This window comes from Lactobacillus sp. (assembly GCF_051873315.1).
Lineage (GTDB): Bacteria > Bacillota > Bacilli > Lactobacillales > Lactobacillaceae > Lactobacillus.
Map to the genome: position 1 here is coordinate 1 of NZ_JBJEES010000139.1, position 22,353 is coordinate 22,353.

At 49.4% G+C, this 22,353-nt stretch carries 20 protein-coding genes; 14 read left to right on the forward strand and 6 right to left on the reverse strand.

What is annotated here, in order from left to right:
• A partial coding sequence (locus ACI32D_RS08615; protein ID WP_439776167.1) for a 3-phosphoglycerate dehydrogenase occupies positions 1-910 on the reverse strand: 910 nt, incomplete at its 3' end.
• Between the two features lie 19 nt (positions 911-929).
• On the reverse strand, positions 930-2,012 hold the full coding sequence (gene serC / locus ACI32D_RS08620) for a 3-phosphoserine/phosphohydroxythreonine transaminase (RefSeq protein ID WP_439776168.1): 1,083 nt from the start codon (positions 2,010-2,012) through the stop codon (positions 930-932).
• 333 nt (positions 2,013-2,345) lie between these two features.
• Between serC and ACI32D_RS08625 the strand changes: the two genes are divergently transcribed.
• Entirely contained in the window at positions 2,346-2,969 is a 624-nt protein-coding gene (locus ACI32D_RS08625) for a histidine phosphatase family protein (RefSeq protein WP_439776169.1), read from the forward strand.
• 65 nt (positions 2,970-3,034) lie between these two features.
• Here ACI32D_RS08625 and ACI32D_RS08630 read toward each other — a convergent pair whose 3' ends face one another.
• Entirely contained in the window at positions 3,035-5,671 is a 2,637-nt protein-coding gene (locus tag ACI32D_RS08630) for an FtsX-like permease family protein (protein WP_439776170.1), read from the reverse strand.
• A 5-nt stretch (positions 5,672-5,676) separates the two neighbouring features.
• Positions 5,677-6,378 (reverse strand): ABC transporter ATP-binding protein, encoded by a 702-nt coding sequence (locus tag ACI32D_RS08635; RefSeq protein ID WP_439776171.1) that lies wholly within the window; start codon positions 6,376-6,378, stop codon positions 5,677-5,679.
• Between the two features lie 116 nt (positions 6,379-6,494).
• Here ACI32D_RS08635 and ACI32D_RS08640 point away from each other — a divergent pair, with 116 nt between their 5' ends.
• A complete protein-coding gene (locus ACI32D_RS08640) occupies positions 6,495-7,061 on the forward strand; it encodes a TetR/AcrR family transcriptional regulator (RefSeq protein ID WP_439776172.1) in 567 nt (188 codons plus the stop codon).
• 55 nt (positions 7,062-7,116) lie between these two features.
• Here the strand turns inward: ACI32D_RS08640 and ACI32D_RS08645 are convergent, their stop codons facing one another.
• The gene (locus ACI32D_RS08645; RefSeq protein WP_439776173.1) at positions 7,117-7,635 is read right to left on the reverse strand and encodes a nitroreductase family protein; all 519 of its coding nucleotides are present in this window, start codon (positions 7,633-7,635) and stop codon (positions 7,117-7,119) included.
• Between the two features lie 403 nt (positions 7,636-8,038).
• On the opposite strand from ACI32D_RS08645, the gene ACI32D_RS08650 reads away from it, so the two are divergent.
• Positions 8,039-9,049: an aspartate carbamoyltransferase catalytic subunit gene (locus ACI32D_RS08650; RefSeq protein ID WP_439776174.1), complete on the forward strand. Its 1,011-nt coding sequence runs from the start codon at positions 8,039-8,041 to the stop codon at positions 9,047-9,049.
• Positions 9,049-10,332, forward strand: coding sequence for a dihydroorotase (locus tag ACI32D_RS08655; RefSeq protein ID WP_439776175.1), 1,284 nt, complete (start codon positions 9,049-9,051; stop codon positions 10,330-10,332). The genes ACI32D_RS08650 and ACI32D_RS08655 overlap by 1 nt, the downstream gene beginning before the upstream one ends.
• Before the next feature lie 58 nt (positions 10,333-10,390).
• Here the strand turns inward: ACI32D_RS08655 and xerS are convergent, their stop codons facing one another.
• Positions 10,391-11,467 (reverse strand): tyrosine recombinase XerS, encoded by a 1,077-nt coding sequence (gene xerS / locus ACI32D_RS08660; protein WP_439776176.1) that lies wholly within the window; start codon positions 11,465-11,467, stop codon positions 10,391-10,393.
• 108 nt (positions 11,468-11,575) lie between these two features.
• Between xerS and ACI32D_RS08665 the strand changes: the two genes are divergently transcribed.
• The 10 genes from ACI32D_RS08665 to ACI32D_RS08710 all read left to right on the forward strand — a co-directional run.
• Positions 11,576-12,724: a glycerate kinase family protein gene (locus ACI32D_RS08665; RefSeq protein ID WP_439776177.1), complete on the forward strand. Its 1,149-nt coding sequence runs from the start codon at positions 11,576-11,578 to the stop codon at positions 12,722-12,724.
• A gap of 139 nt (positions 12,725-12,863) precedes the next feature.
• On the forward strand, positions 12,864-14,069 hold the full coding sequence (locus ACI32D_RS08670; RefSeq protein WP_439776178.1) for a DUF2325 domain-containing protein: 1,206 nt from the start codon (positions 12,864-12,866) through the stop codon (positions 14,067-14,069).
• Between the two features lie 24 nt (positions 14,070-14,093).
• A complete protein-coding gene (locus tag ACI32D_RS08675) occupies positions 14,094-14,672 on the forward strand; it encodes a tetratricopeptide repeat protein (protein ID WP_439776179.1) in 579 nt (192 codons plus the stop codon).
• A 133-nt stretch (positions 14,673-14,805) separates the two neighbouring features.
• Positions 14,806-14,976 carry a hypothetical protein gene (locus tag ACI32D_RS08680; protein ID WP_439776180.1) on the forward strand — a complete coding sequence of 57 codons (171 nt, stop codon included), beginning with the start codon at positions 14,806-14,808 and terminating at the stop codon, positions 14,974-14,976.
• Positions 14,977-15,031: 55 nt separating this feature from the next.
• Positions 15,032-15,814, forward strand: coding sequence for an ATP-grasp domain-containing protein (locus ACI32D_RS08685; RefSeq protein ID WP_439776181.1), 783 nt, complete (start codon positions 15,032-15,034; stop codon positions 15,812-15,814).
• 174 nt (positions 15,815-15,988) lie between these two features.
• Entirely contained in the window at positions 15,989-16,594 is a 606-nt protein-coding gene (locus ACI32D_RS08690; RefSeq protein WP_439776182.1) for a hypothetical protein, read from the forward strand.
• Between the two features lie 138 nt (positions 16,595-16,732).
• Positions 16,733-17,365: a hypothetical protein gene (locus ACI32D_RS08695; protein WP_439776183.1), complete on the forward strand. Its 633-nt coding sequence runs from the start codon at positions 16,733-16,735 to the stop codon at positions 17,363-17,365.
• Between the two features lie 305 nt (positions 17,366-17,670).
• Positions 17,671-19,305: a peptide ABC transporter substrate-binding protein gene (locus ACI32D_RS08700; protein ID WP_439776184.1), complete on the forward strand. Its 1,635-nt coding sequence runs from the start codon at positions 17,671-17,673 to the stop codon at positions 19,303-19,305.
• 313 nt (positions 19,306-19,618) lie between these two features.
• Positions 19,619-21,244, forward strand: a complete 1,626-nt coding sequence (locus ACI32D_RS08705; RefSeq protein ID WP_439776185.1) for a peptide ABC transporter substrate-binding protein — start codon at positions 19,619-19,621, stop codon at positions 21,242-21,244.
• Between the two features lie 73 nt (positions 21,245-21,317).
• Positions 21,318-22,353, forward strand: a 1,036-nt coding sequence (locus ACI32D_RS08710) for an amidohydrolase family protein (protein ID WP_439776186.1), incomplete at its 3' end; no start/stop codon positions are given.

Genomic DNA, 22,353 nt, shown 5'->3' on the forward strand with positions numbered 1-22,353 from the left:
GATTGACTGAATTAGTGATGTTCCCCGTTTCCAAAAAGTCAATGGTTTCCTTGGCCGCCATCCGGGCACAGTTGATTTCCGCTTCAATCGTTGATCCGCCGATGTGGGGCATGATCACGATGTCGTCGTTGTGCAAAATCGTGGCATCGCTGAAGTCGGTGTAGTACTTGCCCAAGCGGTGTTCTGCCAAGGCTTCAACGACAGCCTTGTTGTCGACAATCCCCAGGCGGGCGAAGTTGAGCAAGATAGTATTTGACTTCATCTGCGCGATCTTGGCGTCAGCGATCAAGCCAGTCGTCTCTTCGTTTTTTGGCACGTGGACAGTGACAAAGTCCGCGTCCTTAACAGCGTCAGCGATGCTGGTGGCCCGCTTGATATGGTCTGACAAACGCCATGCGGCTTCAACAGTCAAGTATGGGTCGTAGCCGACAACCTTCATCCCCAAGTTAAGGCAGGCATTAGCTACCAGTGAGCCGATGTGGCCCAAACCGATTACGGCTACCGTCTTGCCTAACAGCTCAGTCCCGTTGAAGCTGGTCTTTTCCTTTTCCGTCCGCAGGGTGATGTCCGCGCCCGGCTTGGCGTTAGCTGACCAGTTGGCGGCAGCCACGATGTTCCGGCTGGCGATGATCATAGATGCCAGAACCAGTTCCTTAACGGCATTGGCATTGCCGCCTGGAGTGTTGAAGACCACAGTCCCGTTTTCCAGGGCCTTGTCTAAAGGCACGTTGTTGTAGCCGGCCCCGCAGCGGGCGATTGCCTTCAAATTCTTCGGGAATTCGTGGTCATGGAGGTCAACTGATCTGATCAAGTAGGCATCTGGATTGTTAGTTTGGTTGATCCGGTAGTTGTCGCCGAATTCGGCTAAGCCTTCTTTTGCAATGGCATTGTAAGTTTTAATTTGGTACATGGGGAATCCTTTCAAAAAATTAGTGCTTGGCGTCAAAATCCTTAATAAAGTCGCAGAGGGCCTTTACCCCTTCCAGCGGCATGGCGTTATAGATGCTTGCCCGCATCCCGCCAACTAAGCGGTGGCCCTTCAGGTTAAGGAGCTGGTGGGCACTTGCCTCTTTGACAAATTCCGCGTCCAGGTCCGGGTCACCGCTGACAAAAGGCACGTTCATGATTGACCGGCTGTCTGGATCAACCTTGCTCTTAAAATTCTTGGACTCAGCCAGGCAGTCATAAAGGAGCTTGGCTTTTTCCTGGTTGATGGCTTCAATGCCGGCCACGCCGCCTTTCTCCTTGAGCCACTTAAGGGCCAGGCCAGCCACGTAAATCTGGAAGACTGGCGGGGTGTTCAAGGCTGATTCTTTCTTGGCTTCAGTAGCGAAGTCGAAGAACCCTGGCAGGTCATCGTGCTTAACCAAAAGGTCCTTTCTGATGACTAAAACGGTCAAGCCGGCAGGAGCCAGGTTCTTTTGCGCTCCGGCATAGATGACAGCGAACTTGCTGAAGTCGTATTCCTGGCCCAGGAAATTGGATGAAGCGTCGGCTACCAAGGGGATGTCGGTTTTAGGAATCTGGTCGTCTCTGTAGGCCGTCCCCATGATGGTGTTGTTGGTGGTAATGTGGAGGTAGTCGTAGTCTTTGTCAAATTCAGTCGGAATTTTAGGAACAGCCGTGTAATTGTTGTCCTTGGCACTAGCTACGATATCAACAGTGAGGCCTGGCACCTTAGCCGCGTCTTCAGCCGCTCTTTGGGCCCAGTGGCCGCTGTCCACGACCGCGATCCGGTGGTACTTGCGGGCCAGGTTCAAAGGAATCGTGGTGAACTGCTGGGTTGCCCCGCCGGTCAAGAAGAGGACATCGTATTCTGCCGGGTCCAGCTTCATGAGTTCCAGAAGGTCAGCCTTGGTTTCCGCGTAGAGATCCTTATAAAGAGCTGACCGGTGGGAGATTTCCATGACGCTCATGCCGCTGTGGGCATAATCTGGCAAGTCGCGTTTGATTTGGGCAATGACTTCGACCGGCAGCATGGCTGGACCAGCCGCGAAGTTGTAGCATGTCATAAGTTAAGAATTCCTTTCTGAAAAAACGAAGGGCACCCGCTTTGCGTGAGTGCCCTTTGCCATGAGATGTTATGTTGGAGTTGTTGTTTCGGCCTCACTGTTTTAAACTGTGCTGAAGGCCATCACAAATTGCAGCCTTCTTAAGTGGAAGAAGACTGGGAGGAGGAAAAAAGTCTGTTTTGCATTTGATTGCTTTGTAAAGTAAACATTTTTTCGCTCCTTTCGTGTGATTAATTTTATTATAAGGCGAAAATTAGAAATGTCAACAAAATTTTAATTTTGGTATAATATTTTTTAGCAAAGAAAAAAGTCTACAAACAATGGAGGAAGCGCATGACCACATTCTACTTTATCCGGCACGGACAGACCTTTGCCAATAAGGCAGGCCTCAAGCAGGGGACCATCAATACCCCCAACACCTACTTGACCGACCTGGGCAAGGAGCAGGCACAAAAACTGGCTGACCAGTTTGATATCAGCAATTTTGACCGCCTTTTCGTCTCACCCCTGGTCAGAACCAAGCAAACAGCGGAAATTCTGAACCAAAAGGCTGGCCTGCCGGTTGAAACAGACGACCGCTTGCTGGAGATTTCTTACGGGGACTGGGACGGGCAAAAGAACAGCGAATTGATGGCTGAATACCCGAATTGCTTTTCTCCCTTGGTTAATGACGTGACGGAAGACTACGTGCAAGTTGCGCCAAAGGCGGAAAGCTTTGCCCACGTGGAGATGCGGACGGCAGAATTCGTGGAGGAGATCAGCAAGAAGTATCCAGAAGACAAGATCGTGGTGGTGACCCACGGCTTCACGGTCAGATCTTTTGCCATTAACGCTACTGGCGGCCAGGGTCTGCAGATTCTGGAACCAGACAACTGCTCCGTGACTAAAATTCTGGTTGATCCACTCAGTCAAAAGCAGCACCTGGTCTACTACAATCGGACAGTAACTGGCTTTTAGCAATATTTTTCAGATATAGAGATTGAGAGATATAAAAAACGGAACCACTTGGTTCCGTTTTTGTCTTAATCGACAGATTTTAAGGCGTCCAGCATGTTGACGGACTTGATCTTCTTGTGCATGACCAGGGCGACTAAAGCCGTGATCACGGCTGGAATTAAGGCTGAATAGATGAAGTTGCTTGCCAGCATAGTCGGGTCAAACATGGCGTTGTCTGGCGGCAGGCTGTTGATAATGAAGCTGTGCAGGCCAATCCCAACCAGGTAGCCGCAGAGGATGCCGATAATGGAGAGAATGATCGTTTCCCGGTAGATGTAGAGGGTGGTTTCCTTGTCAAAGAAGCCGAGCACCTTGATGGTCGACAGTTCTCTGATTCTTTCTTCAACATTGATGTTAGACAGGTTGTAAATAACGACCAGAGCCAGGAGGGTGGCCATGCCGATCAAGATGATCATGACCTTGTTCAAGCTGCCCATGATGTTATCAATGGTTTCCTTGTTGCTCGTGTTTTGGTTGATCCCCTTGATTGCTCCAGTCTTCATCAGCTTTCTGGAGTACTTGGAAAGAGACTGGCCTTTTTTCAAAGTAATCAGCTGGGCATTAGCCGTGGCTTTTTCACCAAAAGCCTGCTTGTAGGCAGATTTGCTCATGAAGACATAGTGGCCGATGTACATCTCGCAGATCCCGGTCACCTTGATCTTATGGTAGTCGCCGTCACTATCCTTCAATTTGATGTAGCTGCCGACTTTGGCATTAAGCAGCTTGGCCAGTTTTTCAGAAATAACCGCGCCGCTGCCCTTTAAAGTCAGCTTTTGTCCGCTTGCCCGGTTATTTAAGCTGATGTAGCCGGATAAAGATTGCCCGGAAGTAGGCACGACTAAAGAGATAGACTGGTCTGTATCGTCGCTTCCGGCCTTTTTGGTCAATTCCTCAAAGTGAACAGAAGTGTGCTTTTTTACAGAAGAGCTGGCCAAAGCAGAATCCAGCTTATCTTTTTGCTTGTTAGTCAAAGCAGTCTTTTTAACCGCGATCAGGTCGTAAGTGATGATCCGGCTGTATTCAATCTCGCTGATCCCGTTTAAGGAGTCCTGGATCCCAAAGCCCATGACCAAGAGCCCGCAGCAGCCCGCCACACCGAAGATGGTCATGAAGGCACGGCTCTTGTAGCGGAAGAGGTTACGCATGGTAACCTTGTAGTTGAAGCTCATTCGTTTCCAAAGGGGGGTGAAGCGTTCCAAAAGGATCCGCGACCCGTTTTTCGGTGGCTTTGGCAAAAGAAGAGAGGCGGGTTTTTCAGCCAGGTCCCGTCTTAAGACGATTAAGGCGGCGCCAGTGGTGCAGGCCAGGGCGATGACAATTGTTACAAGCAAGATCTGCCAGTTGAAGAGGAGCTGGCAATTGCTGATGGTGGAGTTGGCGGCGTAGGCCTCAAAGATCATCTTCGGCAAGAAGGTGTAGCCGCCCGCTGCCCCGATGCCAACGCCAAGCAGGCTGGCTGAAGCTGAGAAGAGGACGAACTTGAGTGCCGCGTCCCGGTTGGAGTAGCCCAGGGCCTTGAAAGTCCCGATGCTGATTCTTTCTTCTTCGACAAAGCGGGTCATGGTGGTTAAAGAAACCAGAGCCGCGATGGCAAAGAGGAGGACCGGGAAGACATTGGCCAAGATGTCAACTCTTTCAGAGTTGGATTGAAAGACCGCGTAGCCAGGGTTGCTGGACCGGTCACTTACCGTGTAAACAACCTTGCCAGTTTGCTTTAAGCTTTGCTTGGCTTCTGTTAACTGCTTTTCCTGCTTAGCCAGTTGACTTGCTTGTTTGGTCAGTTTCTTTTCTTGCTGCTTGACCAAGGCTTGGCCGGCGGCAGGAAGGGCGGCAGCTTGCGTTTTCAGCTGCTTCTGGGCTGCCAGAAGTTTCTTCTTGGCAGAAGATAATTTGTCTTCCTGTTCTTGTAATTTGTTTTTTGAGCTGCTGTAGCGCTTCTTGCCATGCTTCTTCAGCTCCTTTTTCAGCTGCTCCTGCTTATCCGCAACGTAATTGCGGTACTTGCTGGAGTAGGCATACATGCTTGCCGTTTTCTTGTAGCGAATGCGGGCGATGGCATAAGGGGTGTTTTGCTTAAAAGCACTTTTGGCAACTTCAGCCACTCCGTCCAGCTGCCCGTCGCCTACCGTAGTTTGGCCGATATTAGTCCGGTCGATGCTTTCACTGGACCTGATAAAACCAGTGATTTTGAATTTCTTTTCTTTCAAATTGCCCGGCGTTTTCAAGCTGATCGTCTGGCCCAGCTTGTATTTGCCTTTCAGCAGGTAGCTGAGGGCAATTTCATTGTTCTTCTTGGGATGCCGGCCGCTGACTAACTGGCTGGCTGAGACTTTAGAACTGATTGAATAGATTCTGAGGTCAGTATTTTTACCGGAAACCCGGCTGTCTTGCAGGTAGCCAAAAGCTGCCTCTTTGACTCCGGACTGATTTTTGATAATTTTCCGGTCGGTCTTGTCCAGGCCATAGTTTGACATGACGGAAACGTCGGCTAATTCATATTTGTCAAAAAAGCTGGTCGCGGTCTGCCGCATGTCGGGGCCTGTCATTTTCAAGCCAATGAGGGCAAAGGCGCTGACGGCCATTAAGAGCAGGATGGCGATCCAGCGGCCAAAAGAGTGAGTAATGGCCTGGCCGGCATCTTTCCAAAGCATTTTCTTTTTCATGATGATCACCACTCAATCGAGGAAATATCGGCCGGGTGGTCATTTCTTTCCTGTTTGACGATCTGGCCGTCGTGGATGTGCAGGACCTGGTTGCCGATCGGGGCCAGGGCAGAGTTGTGGGTGACGATCACGACCGTTGACCCGTGGACCGTGCTCATTTCCTGCAGGATCTTAAGGACCTGCTTGCCGGTGTGGTAGTCAAGGGCACCGGTTGGCTCATCGCAGAGCAAGAGCGCCGGCTTTTTGGCAACTGCCCGGGCAATGGCCACCCGCTGCTGCTCACCGCCGGAGAGTTGGGCCGGGAAGTTGTTGACTCTTTTTTCCAGGCCAACGGCAGTCAAGGCTTCGACCGGATCCATGGCGTCCTTGACGATTTCAGAAGCCAGTTCGACATTTTCCTTGGCCGTTAAATTTGGAATCAGGTTGTAGAACTGGAAGACGAAGCCGATGTTGGTCCGCCGGTAGGCAGTCAGCTGCTTGGCATTGTAATTGGCGATATTTTGCCCGTTGACGATGACGTCACCGCTGGTGTTGGTGTCCATCCCGCCAAGGATGTTGAGCAAGGTCGACTTGCCGGCCCCGGAGCTGCCCAGGATGATGACCAGCTCGCCTTTTTCGATTGCAAAATTGATGTCCCGGTTGGCGTAAACCGTCGTGTCACCGGACTGATAGGTTTTCGTGTTATGCTTCACTTCAATGAGTGCCATAATGTCCTCCTTTTTCTGATGTGTCTGACTAGCAGTTTACACAAAAATCAGCTAAAATTAATGAGCAAAAATAAACAATCTGTTGATTTAAGGATTTTTTCTTTTGGAGGTTTCAATTGCCAAAAAAGAGCAGAAAAACGGCCAGCAAGGCCAAGATCCGCCAGGCCTTGATTGACTTGGTGCCAGTCAGCGGTTTTCAGCAGCTGACCATCAGCCAGCTCTGCCAAAAAGCCGGGATCAACCGTGGGACTTTCTACTTGAACTATCTGGATAAGGAAGACCTGCTCCGGCAGACGGAGGCTGACTTTTTTGCCGGCATTCAAGAGCTGCTGAAAGAAAGCGATAGCGGGGAAGGCGCAGAGCTTTTTTCAACAGAGAGCATCCTGCGCCTGCTGGATTATATTAAAGAGAATGAAGACCTGGTCACGGTCTTTTTTAAAAGTGATCTGGTCCAGCGGACAGAGTACCGGCTGCAGGAAGTCATGGCTGATGTTTTCGCTAAACGCCGGGCCAACCTGGCCCACCCGGCCATCAAGCAGCCCTATGCCAGCCGCTTGGTTTTTGGTGGCCTGGCCACGATCTTTACCTTGTGGGTGCAGCGGGGGATGCAGGAGAGCCCGGAAGAAATCAGCCAGATTCTGGACCGCTACCGGCGCCTTTCACCAGAAGAAATCATCAAATAAAAAGCGCGAGCAGGCAGTTTGCCCTCTCGCGCTTTGTTAGTTCAGCTTTCGCCGGTTAAATTTCGTTGATCCCGATCCGGTCCATCTTCTGGTCGCGGATGGTCAATTCTTCTTCAGTTTCCCCGACGCCGACCCCGCAGATCGGCAAAAAGCCAGTTGGCAGGTCAAGCTTGACGACTGTTTCCGGGTGAGCAGCCAGAGCAGCTGCCGCGCCAAAGAGGTAGCAGGCCCCCAGGCCCTTGTTTTCAGCGGCCAGAACCATGTTGTGGGCAATAATGCCGGCACTGGCATAGGCCATTTCATCCCGCTCTTTTGCGGAAACAAGGATCAAGGTTGGTACCCCGTACAAGGGATGGGATTCCAAGTCGCCGAACATCATGGCGGCTTCCTGGTCGATCTCCTTCAAAATCTTCGGGTCAGAAATGACCGTCAGCTGGTAATTTTCGTATAAGCCGCGGGCAACTGGCGCCAGTTCAGCTGCTTCAATGATCTTCTTTACCTGCTTCTTGCCAGCAGGCTTGCCCGAATAAGTCCGGACGGATTTGCGTGTTTTCAACAATTTCGTAAACTTCATGGATGAATTCCTCCTGTCAGTCTAACAAAACACATGTCTGTCGATTCCTTAGGTAGATTATACCGCAAACACGTGCGAAAGCGGTTGAAAATAGTTTTAAACTTTGCCTTTTAAAAAATTACCTGCTTTTTTGTTAAAAAGGCTTGACTTGCCTGGCAAAAGTCTTTATAGTTAAGGAAACATATGAATGACCTTTAAATTTAGTCCCGTGAGGCTAAGAAGGCAGCTCAAATTTCAGACATAAACAAAGATTTCTTGGCAAACATTCGGATTGGCAAGAAGGCCGGGGAGAAAGCTTCCCGGGCAGTTTAAGCAGACTTTGAGAGACCATTTTAGACACGGAGACTGAGTGTTTAAAATGGTCTTTTTGCTTAAGTTATTTTCGAAAGGATGCCAAATCATCATGACCACTGTTACCGAAAACCAAGTCGTTGTCGCAACTGAAGACAAGCAAGATAACTTGCTTCGCCTGCCATACTTTGTCAGTGTTGAACAATTGAGCGCCGATGACGTATTGCACCTGCTGCAAAGAGCCCAATACTTCAAGAACGGCGGGGAAGTACCAGCCTTGAGCCGGCCAATCTTCTGCACCAACATGTTCTTTGAAAACTCAACCCGGACTCACACCAGCTTTGAAGTTGCTGAAAGGCGGCTGGGCCTTACGGTTATCCCATTTGACCCATCCCACTCTTCAGTCAACAAGGGGGAAAACCTCTATGACACTGAACTGACTATGGCTTCCCTGGGCATCGAACTCAGCGTCATCAGACACCCGGAAAACGCCTACTACAACGAAATCATCCACCCAAAGGAAGGCCAGCACCTGCAAATGGGCTTGGTCAACGCTGGTGACGGCTCCGGCCAGCACCCATCCCAAAGCATGCTGGACATGATGACCATCTACAACGAATTCGGCCACTTCGACGGCTTGAAGATCATGATCGTGGGCGACTTGACCAACTCCCGGGTTGCCCGGTCAAACATGGAAATCTTGAACACCCTGGGCGCTGAAGTCTACTTCTCAGGTCCAGAATACTGGTACGACGCTGAAGAATTCAGCAAGTACGGCACTTATGTCAAGAATATTGACGATGAAATTCCAGAACTTGACGTCTTGATGCTGCTCAGAGTTCAGCACGAACGCCACAACGGGGAAGAAGCCAAGACTGAACAGCTTTTTGACGCCAAGGACTACAACGCTGCTTATGGCTTAAACCAACGCCGCTACGACATGCTTAAGGATGACGCCATCATCATGCACCCGGGTCCAATCAACCGCGGGGTTGAATGGGACGGCGACCTGGTTGAAGCACCTAAGTCACGCTACGCTGTGCAAATGCACAACGGGGTCTTTGTCAGAATGGCCATGATCGAAGCCGTTTTGCGCGGCCGCAAGTTGGGAGGCCTTGAATAATGGCCATTTTGCTGAAAAACGGTCTGGTTTACCAAGAAGGCGAATTCACCAAAGAAGACGTCTTGCTTTCCGGCAGCAAGATCCAGGCGGTCGGTCTGGACTTGCCGGAAGAGGGTGCTGAAGTCTACGACTTAAAGGGCAAACTTTTGACAGCTGGTCTGGTGGACATCCACGAACACTACAGAGAACCTGGCTTTACCTACAAGGAAACCATCAAGACCGGGTCTGAAGCAGCAGCCCGGGGCGGTTTCACCACGGTCTGCACCATGCCAAATGTTGACCCGGTGCCAGATAACCTGGAAACTTTTGAAAAGCAAGTTGCTTTAAACGAAGCCAACAGCTGCGTGCACTTGAAGCAATACGGGGCTATTACCAAAGATCTGACCAGTGACGAAGTCGTTGACATGGCTGCCTTGAAAGAAGCAGGAGCTTTTGCCTTCAGCAATGATGGCCATGGCATCCAGCAAGCCGGTACCATGTACGAAGCAATGCAAGAAGCAGCCAAGGTTGGCCTGGCCATCTGCGAGCACATTCAAGATGACTCCCTTTACCATCACGGGGTGATGAATGCCGGCAAGAAGGCTGAAGAACTCGGACTGCCAGGCATCCTGGGGGTCAGTGAATCAGCCCAGCTGGCCAGAGACCTGGTTTTGGCCCAAGCTACCGGCGTTCACTACCACGCCTGCCACGTTTCCACCAAGGAGAGCGTGGAACTGATCCGGATCGCCAAGGAATACGGGATCAACGTCACCGCTGAAGCTGCTCCTCACCACCTGCTTTTGAGCGAAGAGGAGATCGACGGCAACAACGGCTACTACAAGATGAACCCGCCTCTGCGGTCAAAGGAAGACCAGTTTGCCTTGATTGAAGGGATGCTGGACGGGACGATCGACTTGATCGCGACCGACCACGCCCCGCACAGCCGGGAAGAAAAGGCCGGCGATATGCGGAAGGCCGCCTTCGGGATCATCGGCAACGAAACGGCTTTTGCCTGCCTGTACACCAAGTTTGTCAAGAGCGGACAGATGGATCTGAGTCTGCTTCTAGATCTGATGAGCTACCAGCCAGCCAAGCTCTTTGGCCTTGACGCTGGTGTCCTGGCTCCGGGCAAGGAAGCTGACCTGGCCGTCTTTGACCTGGATCACGCCGAAAAGATTGCCGAGGAAGACTACCTGTCCAAGGGGGTCAACACTCCTTTCACCGGCCAGGAAGTCTACGGCATGACTGCCTTGACTTTTGTCAGCGGCAAGCTGGTTTACAAGAACAAGCACCTGGCTGACTAAAAATAAAATTTTTACCATAGAAGAAAATAACTAGCAAAAGACGAAAATAAGTCCTTCTCTAATCAGAGGAGGACTTGTTTTGTTTGGCGCTGGCATTGAGGGCGGCCCGCTGTTCTCTTTGGTCAACGTGGGTGTAGAGGTCAGTGGCTGAGGTACCTTTTTGCCCCAGCTGCTGGGCCACCATGACCTGGTCTTTGGTCGCTTGGTAGAGTTCAGAAGCAACCGTGTGGCGGAGTTTGTGGGGGGTGAGGGGGTGGCCAAAGGCGGCTGAATACTTGCCAACCATTTTCTCAATGGCATTGGTCGTCATCCGCCGGCATTCCTGGTGGTAGCTGGTTAAGAAAAAGGCCTTGTTATTGTTTGGGGCCTGGTAGCGGTCAGCCCGGATTGCCAGGTACTTTTTCAGGTAGGGCAGGGTCCAGTCAGCAACCGGCACTGAGTCTCTTTGCCCGCCTTTCCGGGTGACGTCTAAAGTTGCCTCTTTTAAGTTGAGGTCTTTCATGTCAACGCCGGCGCATTCAGAAACCCGGATCCCGGTGCCTAAGATCAAGGCGATAACGGCCATGTCCCGTTCCTTGTTTTGCTTAAAAGAGGAAAGAGCGCGCCCACTGCAGAGACCAGCAAATTTTTGGTCTAAAAAGTCCATGAACTGGTATTTTAAGTCGCCAGTATACATATGGGCTTCCAGGGCATGGGCCCGGTAGTTCAAGGTGCTTGTATAAGGAAGCGAGTTGATCTTGAGCATGACATTGCGGTCAAAATAAGGCTCGCCATTGTTGCTGTCAGCGGTGGTCGTCAGGTACTTGTACAAGGATCTGAGGGCGTTGAGGGACCGGTTGACGGTTGTTGGGGAGTTGAGGTGGCCCTGCTTGTTCTTGCTGTGCTCCAGCTTGTCCAGGTAGAGCATGACGTCGCTGCGGCTCAATTTTTCCAGGTCGCTCGGCTTAACTTGGCTGGGACTTTCGGCCTGGGTTAAATTTTCAGAGATCAGCCAGGAGAAAAAGCGGCGGATTTCGGTCAGGTACTGGTAGCTGGTGGTCAGAGAGTGGCGGGTTTCCAGCTGGTATTCCTTGACGAAGTCCGGCATCTGGGCCATTTCCCGGTCGATGAGGGAGAGGTATTTCTTGGTTTCCATAGGGCTCCTTATTCTTTATCCAAAACTCTTTTCATTTAATTATACTGATAATCCAGCGAGAAGCGCTAAAATAGAGCTGAATATTGAAAAAATGAAAGGGGCAGAAAAATGCTCAAGTTTATTACAGCCAGCGACAGTTTCAAGGAAAGCCTGTCAGCCAAAGCGGCCTGCCAGGCTATAGCCGAGGGGATCAAGCGGGTCTTTCCAGATGCCGAAGTAGTCCAGGTTCCCATGGCGGATGGCGGGGAAGGAACGGTAGATGCAATATTGTCCTGTGTACCTGGTGAAAAAGTTGCAAAGGAGGTTACCGGCCCAGACGGCAAAAGGGTCTTGGCCAGCTACGGACTGATCAATGACGGAAAATGCGCGGTGATCGAGACAGCCGCGGCCAGTGGCCTGGGCCTGGTTGAGAAAAAGGACCGGAATCCAATGACGGCGACCACTTTTGGGACCGGGGAGCTGGTGCTTGACGCGTTAAAGCGGGGCGTCAAAAAGGTTATCGTGGGCTTGGGCGGCAGCGCGACTAATGACGGCGGAGCTGGTCTGGCCCAGGCTTTGGGGGTCAAGTTTTTAGATAAAAATGGCAAAGACTTGCCCTTTGGCGGAGGAAGTTTAGGGGAGCTAGCCAAAATTGATGCCAGCGGCTTGGATCTCCGCTTAAAAGAAGCAGAGATTATCCTGGCCAGCGACGTGACCAATCCTTTGACTGGACCAAACGGAGCTTCGGCGGTATTCGGCCCGCAAAAAGGAGCTGACAAGGAGATGGTCCAAAAGCTTGATGCTAATCTCCACCATTACGCGGCTGTGATCAAGGAGCAAGTTGGGAAAGATATTGAAAATTTGCCAGGCAGCGGGGCAGCCGGCGGCCTTGGCGCAGGCTTTTTGGCCTTCAGCAAGTGCCAGATGAAAGCCGGTGCCCAGATTGTGATTGAGGAAAGCCATTTAGCTGAAAAGATGCGGGATGCTGACTACGTCTTTACTGGTGAAGGCGGAATTGATTTCCAGACCAAGTTTGGCAAGACTCCATATGCCGTGGCCCAGGTTGCCAAGAAGTTTGGCATCCCCGTCTTTGCTTTGGCCGGCCAGGTCGGAGACGGAATTGACAGCTTGTATGATGCTGGCTTTACGGCAATTTTTGGCATCCTGCCTGGTGTCTGCAGCTTGCCGGAAGCTCTGGCCGGCGGAGGGAAAAATTTAGCCCGGACCAGTGAAAATGTAGCCCGGGTGATCAAGGCCGCAAAAACAAATTTACAGTAAAGGCTTACTGTTAAGGGAAAAGAGCATTTTTTGCCCTTTTCCCCAATTTTTTTCGCATATGCCCTGTCATTTTTTCAAAAGATTGCGATAATAAGAATAGACGTGGAATGCGAATTCAAAAATGAAAGGGTATAAAAAGATGAAAGAATACTATTTAGACTATCGTGAGCAAGTACAGAACATCCTAGATGCTTTGGATGACAGCAGTACTTCCCTGCGCTTGGGAGCAGTCGCGATTGAAAACCTCCTGGCCCTGGCCAGAGTCGATCTTGATGATGATAATGAGGAAGACGAAGCAAGCGATGAGGAAGATTATTCTGATGATTCAGACGCCATCGAAGAGGCGGACAGCGGCGGGGACTTAGCAGAAGCAGAGGACAGAAAGCAAGTCAAGATTATCCGCCATGAAGAGCCAACAGCCAGCATCCCTTACCAAATCAGTGCTGGCCACAAGCTCTGCCGCTTCTCCCGGGCGCTGAAAGGCGGGAGTTTTTATACCGAACAAGGGGACCTGGTCAGCGAGATCAATGAGCTGGCTGTCAAAAATCTGAATGTTGAAAATGGCGACCTGGTTGAACTGGACCCGAGCTGCCAACCGCCCCGGGTGGTTCGGATCGTGGAAGCAGGCAATTTGCCGTCTAATATCGCGACTTTGTCATATGGGGTCGTGGAAAGAGATGCCGCTGGCGACTTGTACGTCAGCCACAGCGCCATGGGCGAGAGATTAAGCGATTGCGCGGGCATTGACCGCTATGAGGTGCCGGCGATCATTGATGCCGGGCAAACCGAGACAGGATTTGTCCATGAAGGCGACATCGTCGATTTAGCCTGGTATAAGAACAGCCCCAGCAACATGATCGTCCGTTGGGTCAGCCAGACTAAGGGAAAAGCAGGTCCAAAGAAGGAAAAACCGGCTGAAAAGAAGGCCAAGAGCGAAAAAGAAGACAAGGACAAAGATGAGAGCGTATCGACCTTGAATTTTGACCTGCATGGCCGCAGCGTGGCGGTGGTCATCGGTAATGAGCTCCGCAGCCAGGAGATTCAAAAGATGGTTGGTGAGCACCACGGACGCTGCAAGGTGATTGATGCCTTTAAGTTTTCTGATACGGAATCTTTTTACAAGCACGCGCTGAAGCGGGCTGACGTAACGGTCATGGTGCAGAACTTGAACAAGCACTCAACCAGCAAGGCCCTGCGCAAGTATGCCAAGCGGCTGGCAATCGCGGATTCGGCGGGCCTGTCTTCAATTGAGCGGGCGATCTACCGCGCCATGCACGGCTTGCCGGCTTATGAGACTTCCACTCAGCCGATCGCGTATCCGGTCAAGGAGCTGGCTCTTAGTTAATTTTTAGAAAGGTTGGCGGTAAAGATGGCATTTTCGGATAAAGATAAATTCGTTGAGATGGATAAAATTGGCGCGACCTGGCTGGACCGGGGGGCGGTAGCCTACCGGCAGGGGGACTATGAACTAGCCCTTGAGTGCTATAAGAAGGCAGCTGACTACGGCAATTCCCAGGCCATGTGCAATTTAGGCTACATCTATGCCTTTGGCCGGGTTGGTGAAGCCGACCAGGAGCAGGCTTTTTACTACTTTACGCAAGCGTCTTTGGCTGGCAATCCAAATGCCTTCTATAAGCTGGGGGATGCTTTCCGTTTTGGCAATTTTGTAAAGAGAAACGACCAGATTGCCTTTCAGTATTACAGCATGGCGGAAAGCGTCTTGCAGGAAGGCGACGAAGACTTGATTGCTGAGATTGACTACCGCCTGGCCCTGTGCTATGCCAGAGGCTGGGGGACAGAGCAACGCTGGGACCTGGCCTTGAAGTATATCAATGAGGCCCAGCTTTACGCCTACCGGAACAAGCAGCATGGCGAGTACAACTGGCAAAAGACCAGCCAGCGGATCAACAAGCTGCATGATGAGATAGTAGAAGAGATGTTTTCTTAATTTTTTTGAGGCAGCTGCCTGGGGAAAGCTGGGCAGAAGCATCCGCTGAGAGCAAGAAGGTTGACAGGCCGCGCCGGCTTGGGTTACCTTTAACTTGTATTTAGGGGATAGAGCACAAGTTGGGGGAATTATCATGTTTACGATATCTTTTTTGATCTTACTGATATTTTTAACTATTGTGGCCGTGCCGGTGGCGATCGCCGCTTTTTTGCTCAAGGTATCTTTTAAGATCCTGGGCTGGCTGATCGGTATCTGCTTTACTTTGGCCCTGCTGATTAGTTTGCTTTTGATTGGCGTAATGTAGGGGAACGCTTCCTGGAAATCCGGGAGGCGTTTTTTTATGAAAAATGGAGATGGCAATGAAAGTTTGGATGAGGGTTAGGCGCGACAAGGAAATGAATCTTGATGTGCCGCACAGTATTAATATCGCTACAGCGATGTATGGTTTCCGGGAATTAGGCGCGGAGATCGTGCCATATCACTTTATAGACGAAATTGAGGAAAAAATTTGCCCAGAGGACATAGTGCTAGACTATATCGAGCAATGCCAATGGATCTTTAAAAAATTCGGTCATCCAACTTATATGGACTGCTATCCGGAAAGATTGAAGCCATTGTTAAAGAGAAAGATTTGGCGGGATACGATAAACAGTTTTTCCAGCGATGAGAAAAAGTGGTCGGCAGGCTACTTTATCAAGCCGGTTAAGGATAAGGCTTTTACCGGGAAAATCATCCGAAATACAGCCGATTTAATCGGCTGCGGCAATTCAATGGAAGACTACGAGATCTTGGTAAGCGAGCCAATAGACATTCTTGCCGAATGGCGCTGCTTCATCATGTATGACCGGATTATTGACGTTCGGCCATACGGCTCGGTATCGGACCTTAATTACCAGGGTTATCGTTATCACTATGACGTAGAATTTTTGGATGAGCTAATGACAGAATTCAGAAAGTGGCCAGACCGTCCAGCTGCCTGCAGCGTCGATATTTGCTACTGCAAAGACGGACAGAGCAGGATGGTTGAAGCAAATGACGCATACGCGCTGGGATGCTACGGCCTGCCAAGCTTGCTCTACGCAAAGTTCATTTCCGCGAGATGGAGCCAAATTTTTGAGCGGGAAGACGAATACCATTTTTGACAGATTCTGACGAAGAAAGTAAATTGCTTTTTGCTTTGGTTGCTTAGCCTGCGCGTTTGCGCGGGCTTTTCCTTTCCGAAAAAGCAGGACTTTGCGGGATTTCTTGAAAGTGCTTAAATTAACTTGCTGAGAAAAAATCTTGTGGTTGCTATATGAGCAAAGGAAAAATATAATATGGAAAATACTAATTACCAAGGGATGAGCAATGACGAAGTGTTTTGCACGGTCTTCAAGAATGATGAAACTGCCATGTGGGTGCTCCAGGCTCTTTTCCCAGACGTGAAAATGTCTCAGGTGCTGCTGAACACGGCAGGATGTGAGCAAGATCAGGTTAATGGCCCGCTTGCCCAAGTTGTTGTGCTGGATGAAGATGAGAAGAAGCACTTTTACTCGTTGCGGATGGCAAAAGAAAGCGACAATCTTGGCCTCCTTGGCCGTTATTGCACGTCTAAGATGGACATGACGATGTTCAGACTGATCGGTGAAGATTACTTCGATGAAGATTGCGGAGCGGTAATCTTGTGCGGCTTTAATCCATATGGCAGCAAGGCGGTAAAGGTTGTTCACCAATTCCGTAGCACTAAATACCCTGATCTTATTTTGCCTGGCCAATGCCCTGTGATCATCATTAACGGAAAGGGAGAAGAGGAAGGTGAAACAAGTGACATGAAGTCTCTTACTCATGTGATTTGCGGTGACTACAGTCTGGATGAGCCTCTTGCCGTATTCTTGAAGGAGAAGATCGTCGCGGCTAACAAAAAGCTGAATTTGGTGAAATAGGTATTTTTGAAAAAATATGCGCTCAATTGCACCGCTCAATGTAATCTAAGATGGTAAAATATGGCTTAGATACTATTTTTGAGGCGGGAAAGCATGCGGCAAAGACATTACTCACATATAAGGATCAGTGCTTCAAGGATGAATGAACTGGAAGATGCAAAAAAGGCCCTGCTTCTGGAAGACGTAAATGTCGGTGAATTAGCTAATATAACAGGCATACCATATCAGACTATCCGGAACATGCGTCATAAACCTGAACTCTTGGAAAGGGCTTCATGGACCAGGGTGGAAACCTTGGCTCAGCTCTACGATGATCTGCTGACTAATAAGCTGGTAATTGTCCAAGGGATGTTCAGACAAGGCATACCTGGCTATAATGAGCAAGAAGATGGTGATACAGAACGGCATAAGTTCTGGTATGAGGAAGATTTAAGCAACAGCTACAGCGTGGTGACTATCGGAATCGATGAAGCTTATTTTGAATGGTCCGCTAGCGTGTCAACCGAAGAAGCGTCACAAGCAGATGCTGAAAAGTATAACAATGGCAGACCAGCAGTTATCAAGACGCTGAGGATGATTCCCTTTTTAAACAAGGTGGCCAACTACTACTACGGTTTAGATATAAATGAGCAGGACCCGGACTCAGTAAAGCTGCTCAAAGACAGACTGGCAGATGACTTTGGCCGGGGCTTTGCTGATAAAGTAATGGGAATCAATGAAATGTTGAACAAGATCACCGAAAAAATGCAGCGGGAAGAGTTCCCGGAATAGACGAAAGAGACTGGCAATTAATTTTGTCAGTCTTTTTTCTGCTGAAAAGGGAATAACTTTATCCTGGATTTAAAAAAAAAGTTTTTGGCAAAAAATGATATGAAAATTAAAAGAGATCTTTACATTCTAATTTGTCTTAGTATAATAAAACTATCTCAAAAAACAAAAGTGAAGGATGGAAGTCAATAATGAAAGTAAAATTGAGATAGTCAAATTCATGGTGAAGCGGGTCTTTTCAACCGATCGATTGTGCCGCGACTTTTAAAGAAAGCAGCAGATCAATCAAAAGAAAAGGACTAAATCACATGAAAAAGAAGAACTATATTCCCATGGTAATTACTAGTGTCGTTGTGGCTACTCTTAGCGCTTGCGGAAGCAGCAGCGCCAGCAGCAAGACGACTTACCAAAAGTCGATCAGCTGGATGACCACGTCAGAAATTGAAACTATGGATCCCAACACCACTGTGGATACAGCCAGTGGTGAGCAAGAGACTAATACATTTGAAGGCCTTTTCCGCCTTGGGAAAAATGGCAAGGTTAAGCCAGGGATAGCCAAAACAGCGGCGGTATCTAAAGATGGCTTGACTTGGACATTTACTCTTCGGAAGAATGCTTACTGGTCAAATGGTGAAAAGGTTACAGCCCAAGACTTTGTCTATTCCTGGCAAAGGGCGGTCAATCCAAAGACTGGCGCCGGAAATACGACAGAGTACCAGGTGATCAAGAACGCGGTCGCCATCACTGAAGGCAAGAAGTCAGCGTCAAGTCTGGGGGTAAAAGCCGTTGGCAAATATAAGCTCGTTGTCAAGCTGGTTCACCCGGTGCCTTATTTCAAGACAACCGTTGCTAGCGGGATGTACCCGGTCAGCAAGACTGCCGTTGAAAAGTTCGGTAAAAAGTACGGCACTGCTTCGAAATATCAGTACTATGACGGACCTTTTGTTCAAAAGGGCTGGACTGGTTCAAACCTGACCTGGAAACTGGTCAAGAACAAGTACTACTGGGACAAGCAAGCTGTTAAGCTGCAAACCGTCAACTACAATGTTGAGAAAACGGCGTCAACTGATTACAACCTCTATCAGAGCAAAAAGCTCGACGCGGCTCTGCTTGATACTTCCGCGGCAAGCCAGCTAAAGAAGAGTGCCGGCTATACTGTGCGTGACCAGGACAACACCTACTACCTGAACTACAACATCAAGAAGGTGACCATCTTCAAGAACGCCGACCTGCGGCGGGCAATTTCCATCGCTATCAACCGCCAGGCCCTGGTCAATACAGAAGGCAGCTACAATAAGACTGCCCAGACCATGAGCTCAGCCAGCATGGCAATTGGCGGACAGAATTTTGCCAAATACGTTGTAAGCCAGACTGACGCGGCTAAATACAGCAAGTACTCCAAGAAGCAAGCGCAAAAATATTTTGCCGCAGCTCTGAAGAAGCTGGGCAAAAAGTCTATCGCCTTCACGATCATGGGTGATGACGATGATATGAGCAAAAAGGCGGTCGAGTACCTGCAAAGTGCTTTAAAGGCGGCTTTTGGCAACAAGATTAACGTTTCCGTGAAGAGCCTGCCAAAGACTAACCGGATCAGTCACTTAATGAATGGGACTTATGAGCTTTGCTTCATGAGTCTGACGACTGACGCGGCAGATCCTTACGAATTCCTAAAGTACATGCACAGCGGCCAGACTTACAACTTTGGCTCCTGGAACAATTCTGCTTACGACAAGATTGTTGATGCTTCAAACAGTGCTTCCAGTGATAAAAAGCGGCTGCAGGAGCTGGCCAAGGCTGAAGAAATTCTGGCAAAAGAGCAGGGGATTACGCCGCTCTTCCACTTAAGCCAGGCCTGGATGATCAGACCAAATGTTCATGGCGTAGTCTTTACTGGTTCAGCCAATGACTTCAAGAATGCTTACGCTGCGAGTGAAAGCAAATAAGATAATAAAATAATGAGGTGCTTCGGTGCCTTTTTCTTTTAAATCGAATCTGGCAAAAAAGAAAATAAACTTTTTTGAAAAAGTCTTGAAAATTAATCTAAATCTAGTAACATGGGTAGTATCTTAAAAGAAAATGAAAGAGAGGCATCCAAAAGATGACAGGTAAAGGCAAAATTTAGTTCAATCTTGAGAGCAAATTCTATTTCTTTGATTGCAACAGCTTCAGCGCGAATTATTGCCCCTTTGGGCAAGTAAAATATTTTTTCCGCGCGTAAACCGAGTAGCAAAAGCAACAAAGAAAGAGAAGAAGATCATGAACAAATTGCATAAATTATTAGTCGTAGCGTCATTAACCTTAACTGCTGGTGCTTTGTCAGCCTGCAGCTCATCCTCAGCTTCCAAAGCTAAACTGAAGTCCCAGCTTAACTGGATGACTACCTCAGAGATCGAAACAATGGATCCGTCCAAGGTGGTGGATACCACTGGCGGGGAACAACTCAACAATGTAATGGAAGGCCTGTACAACCTGGACGCAAATTCCAAGCTGACTCCGGGCGTTGCTAAGTCCTCAAAAGTTTCAAAAGACGGCTTGACCTGGACCTTCTACTTGCGCAAGAACGCGCGCTGGTCAAATGGTGATCAGGTAACCGCGGCGGACTTTGTTTATGCCTGGCAGCGGACTCTGGATCCTAAGACTGCTTCCCAGCAAGGGAACCTGTATGATGGGATCAAGAATGCTGATGCGGTAGTGGCTGGCAAGAAAAAGCCAAGTTCATTGGGGGTCAAGGCTGTTGGCAAGTACAAGCTGGTTGTCAGTTTGGAACACAAGCTGCCATACATGAAGTATCTGGTAGCCAGCGGACTTTTCCCGCAAAACCGGAAAGCTGTAGAAAAATACGGCAAAAAGTACGGCACAGCTTCTAAGTACATGGTTTACAATGGGGCTTTCAAGCAGACTGGCTGGACGGGTTCAAACTTGAGCTGGAAACTGGTCAAGAATCCCTACTACTGGAACAAGAAGTCAGTCAAGCTGCAGACAGTTTCCTACAGCGTGCAGAAGACGCAGTCAACGGACCTCAACCTTTATCAAAGCGGCAAGCTCGATGCGGCACTGCTCAGCAGCCAGGCGGCCAAGGCTATGAAGACCAACAAGGCTTACACGGTTCGCCGGCAAGGGAACACTCAATACCTGACTTACAACGTATCTAAGTACAAGTTCCTGCAAAACGTGTGGGTAAGACGGGCCCTTTCAATGGCTGTTAACCGGCAAGCTTTGGTAAAGACGGTTGGCGGCGAAAACACTGTTGCCAAGACATTCTCCGCGCCAACAGTAGTTGCCAGCGGGCAAAAGTTTGCGGCTTACGTTGAAAAGCGCAATCCAAACAATGTCTACATGACTTACGACAAAAAGAAGGCTGCCGCATACCTGGCAAAAGGCTTGAAGCAACTGGGCATGAAGAAGCTCAGCTTCACCTTGACTGGCGATGACGACGATACTTCCAAGCAAACGACTGAATACCTGCAAAGCTGCTTTAAGGCCGCTTTTGGCGACAAAGTTGACGTTTCAGTATCAAATCTGCCAAAGACCACGCGGGTCAGCCGGATGCTTAACGGCCAATACCAAGTCACTTTAACCGGCTTGACCGGTGACTTCCCGGATCCTTACAACTTCTTGAAATACATGCTGACGGGCCAAAGCTACAACTTCGGCAAGTGGTCAAGCAAGGCTTACGACCAAGCCGTAAACAAGTCACAAACCGCGACTGGCGCAAAGCGGCTCAGCTACCTCTTGCAAGCAGAGGAAGTTTTGACCAACCAGCAAGCTTTATCACCACTCTACCACATGGGCCAGGCCTGGCTTGTCCGGTCAACGGTTCACGACGTTGTCTTTAACGGCGGTTCTTACTGGTTTGCCCACGCTTACGTTTATGAGAAATAAACAGTTAACTAGATTGATTTTCAAAAACTGAACGATTAATGGCAGCAGAGAGTATAGAAAGAAGAGACTTCTTATGACCAAGACGACTTTTGTTAACTGTAATTTATTTGTTGGGACTGAAGATGAGGTAAAGGAAAATGCCTGGTTTACCGTTGATGACGCGACTGGGAAAATTACTGAGCTCGGTCAAGGCGAGGTAAAAGCCGCTGACAAGACGGTAGATCTTGATGGCCAATACGTGATGTCTGGTTTGATCAATGCCCACACTCACATTGGTATGGATCCTTATGCCAAGCGGGCATATCCAGAAACTGAAACCAGTACGACCGTGGCAGCTTTGGAGAATCTGCGGTCAGGCCTGCAAGGCGGGGTGACTTACCTGCGCAGCTGCGCGGTTGGCTTTGACGTTGATATCAAGTTGAAGCGGGAAAGAGCGCAGCATCCTTTTGAAGGGCCGGGGATCATGCCATGTGGCCGGGCAATTTCAGTAATTGGCGGTCATGGGGATGCCAGAAATGGCGAAAACAACGAATTTGAGTCATCCTGGCTGGTTAACGGGCCGGACGAAATGCGTAAGGCGGTCCGGACGCAATTTAAGCTAGGGGCAGAAAACATCAAGTTGATGGCTACAGGCGGGATCATGTCGACGACTGACCAAGTTGATGATACGGAATTGACTTTTGAAGAAATCAAAACGGCAGTTGAGGAAGCCCATTCCAAACACATGACGATTTGTGCCCACGCTCAAGGAGCGCAAGGGATTCACTATTGTGTTGAAGCAGGCGTTGATTCAGTAGAACACGGTTTCTACGTGACTGACGAAGATATTGAGACCATGAAGGAGAAGGGGATCTTCCTTTCACCAACTTTGATTGCTGGTTACCAGGTTGCCAATCTACCAGATGACACGCCGGATTTGACCCTGTTCTCAATTCAAAAGATGCGGAATGCTTTGGATGACTTTTACACTCATGTTGGCCGGGCGATCAAGGCCGGAGTGAAATTGGCTTTGGGGACTGATGCAGGTACTCCAGCCAACCCACTGAATCAGACTTGGAAAGAACTGGTTGAACTTACCAGAGCCGGGGCAAGCAATTATCAAGCTTTGC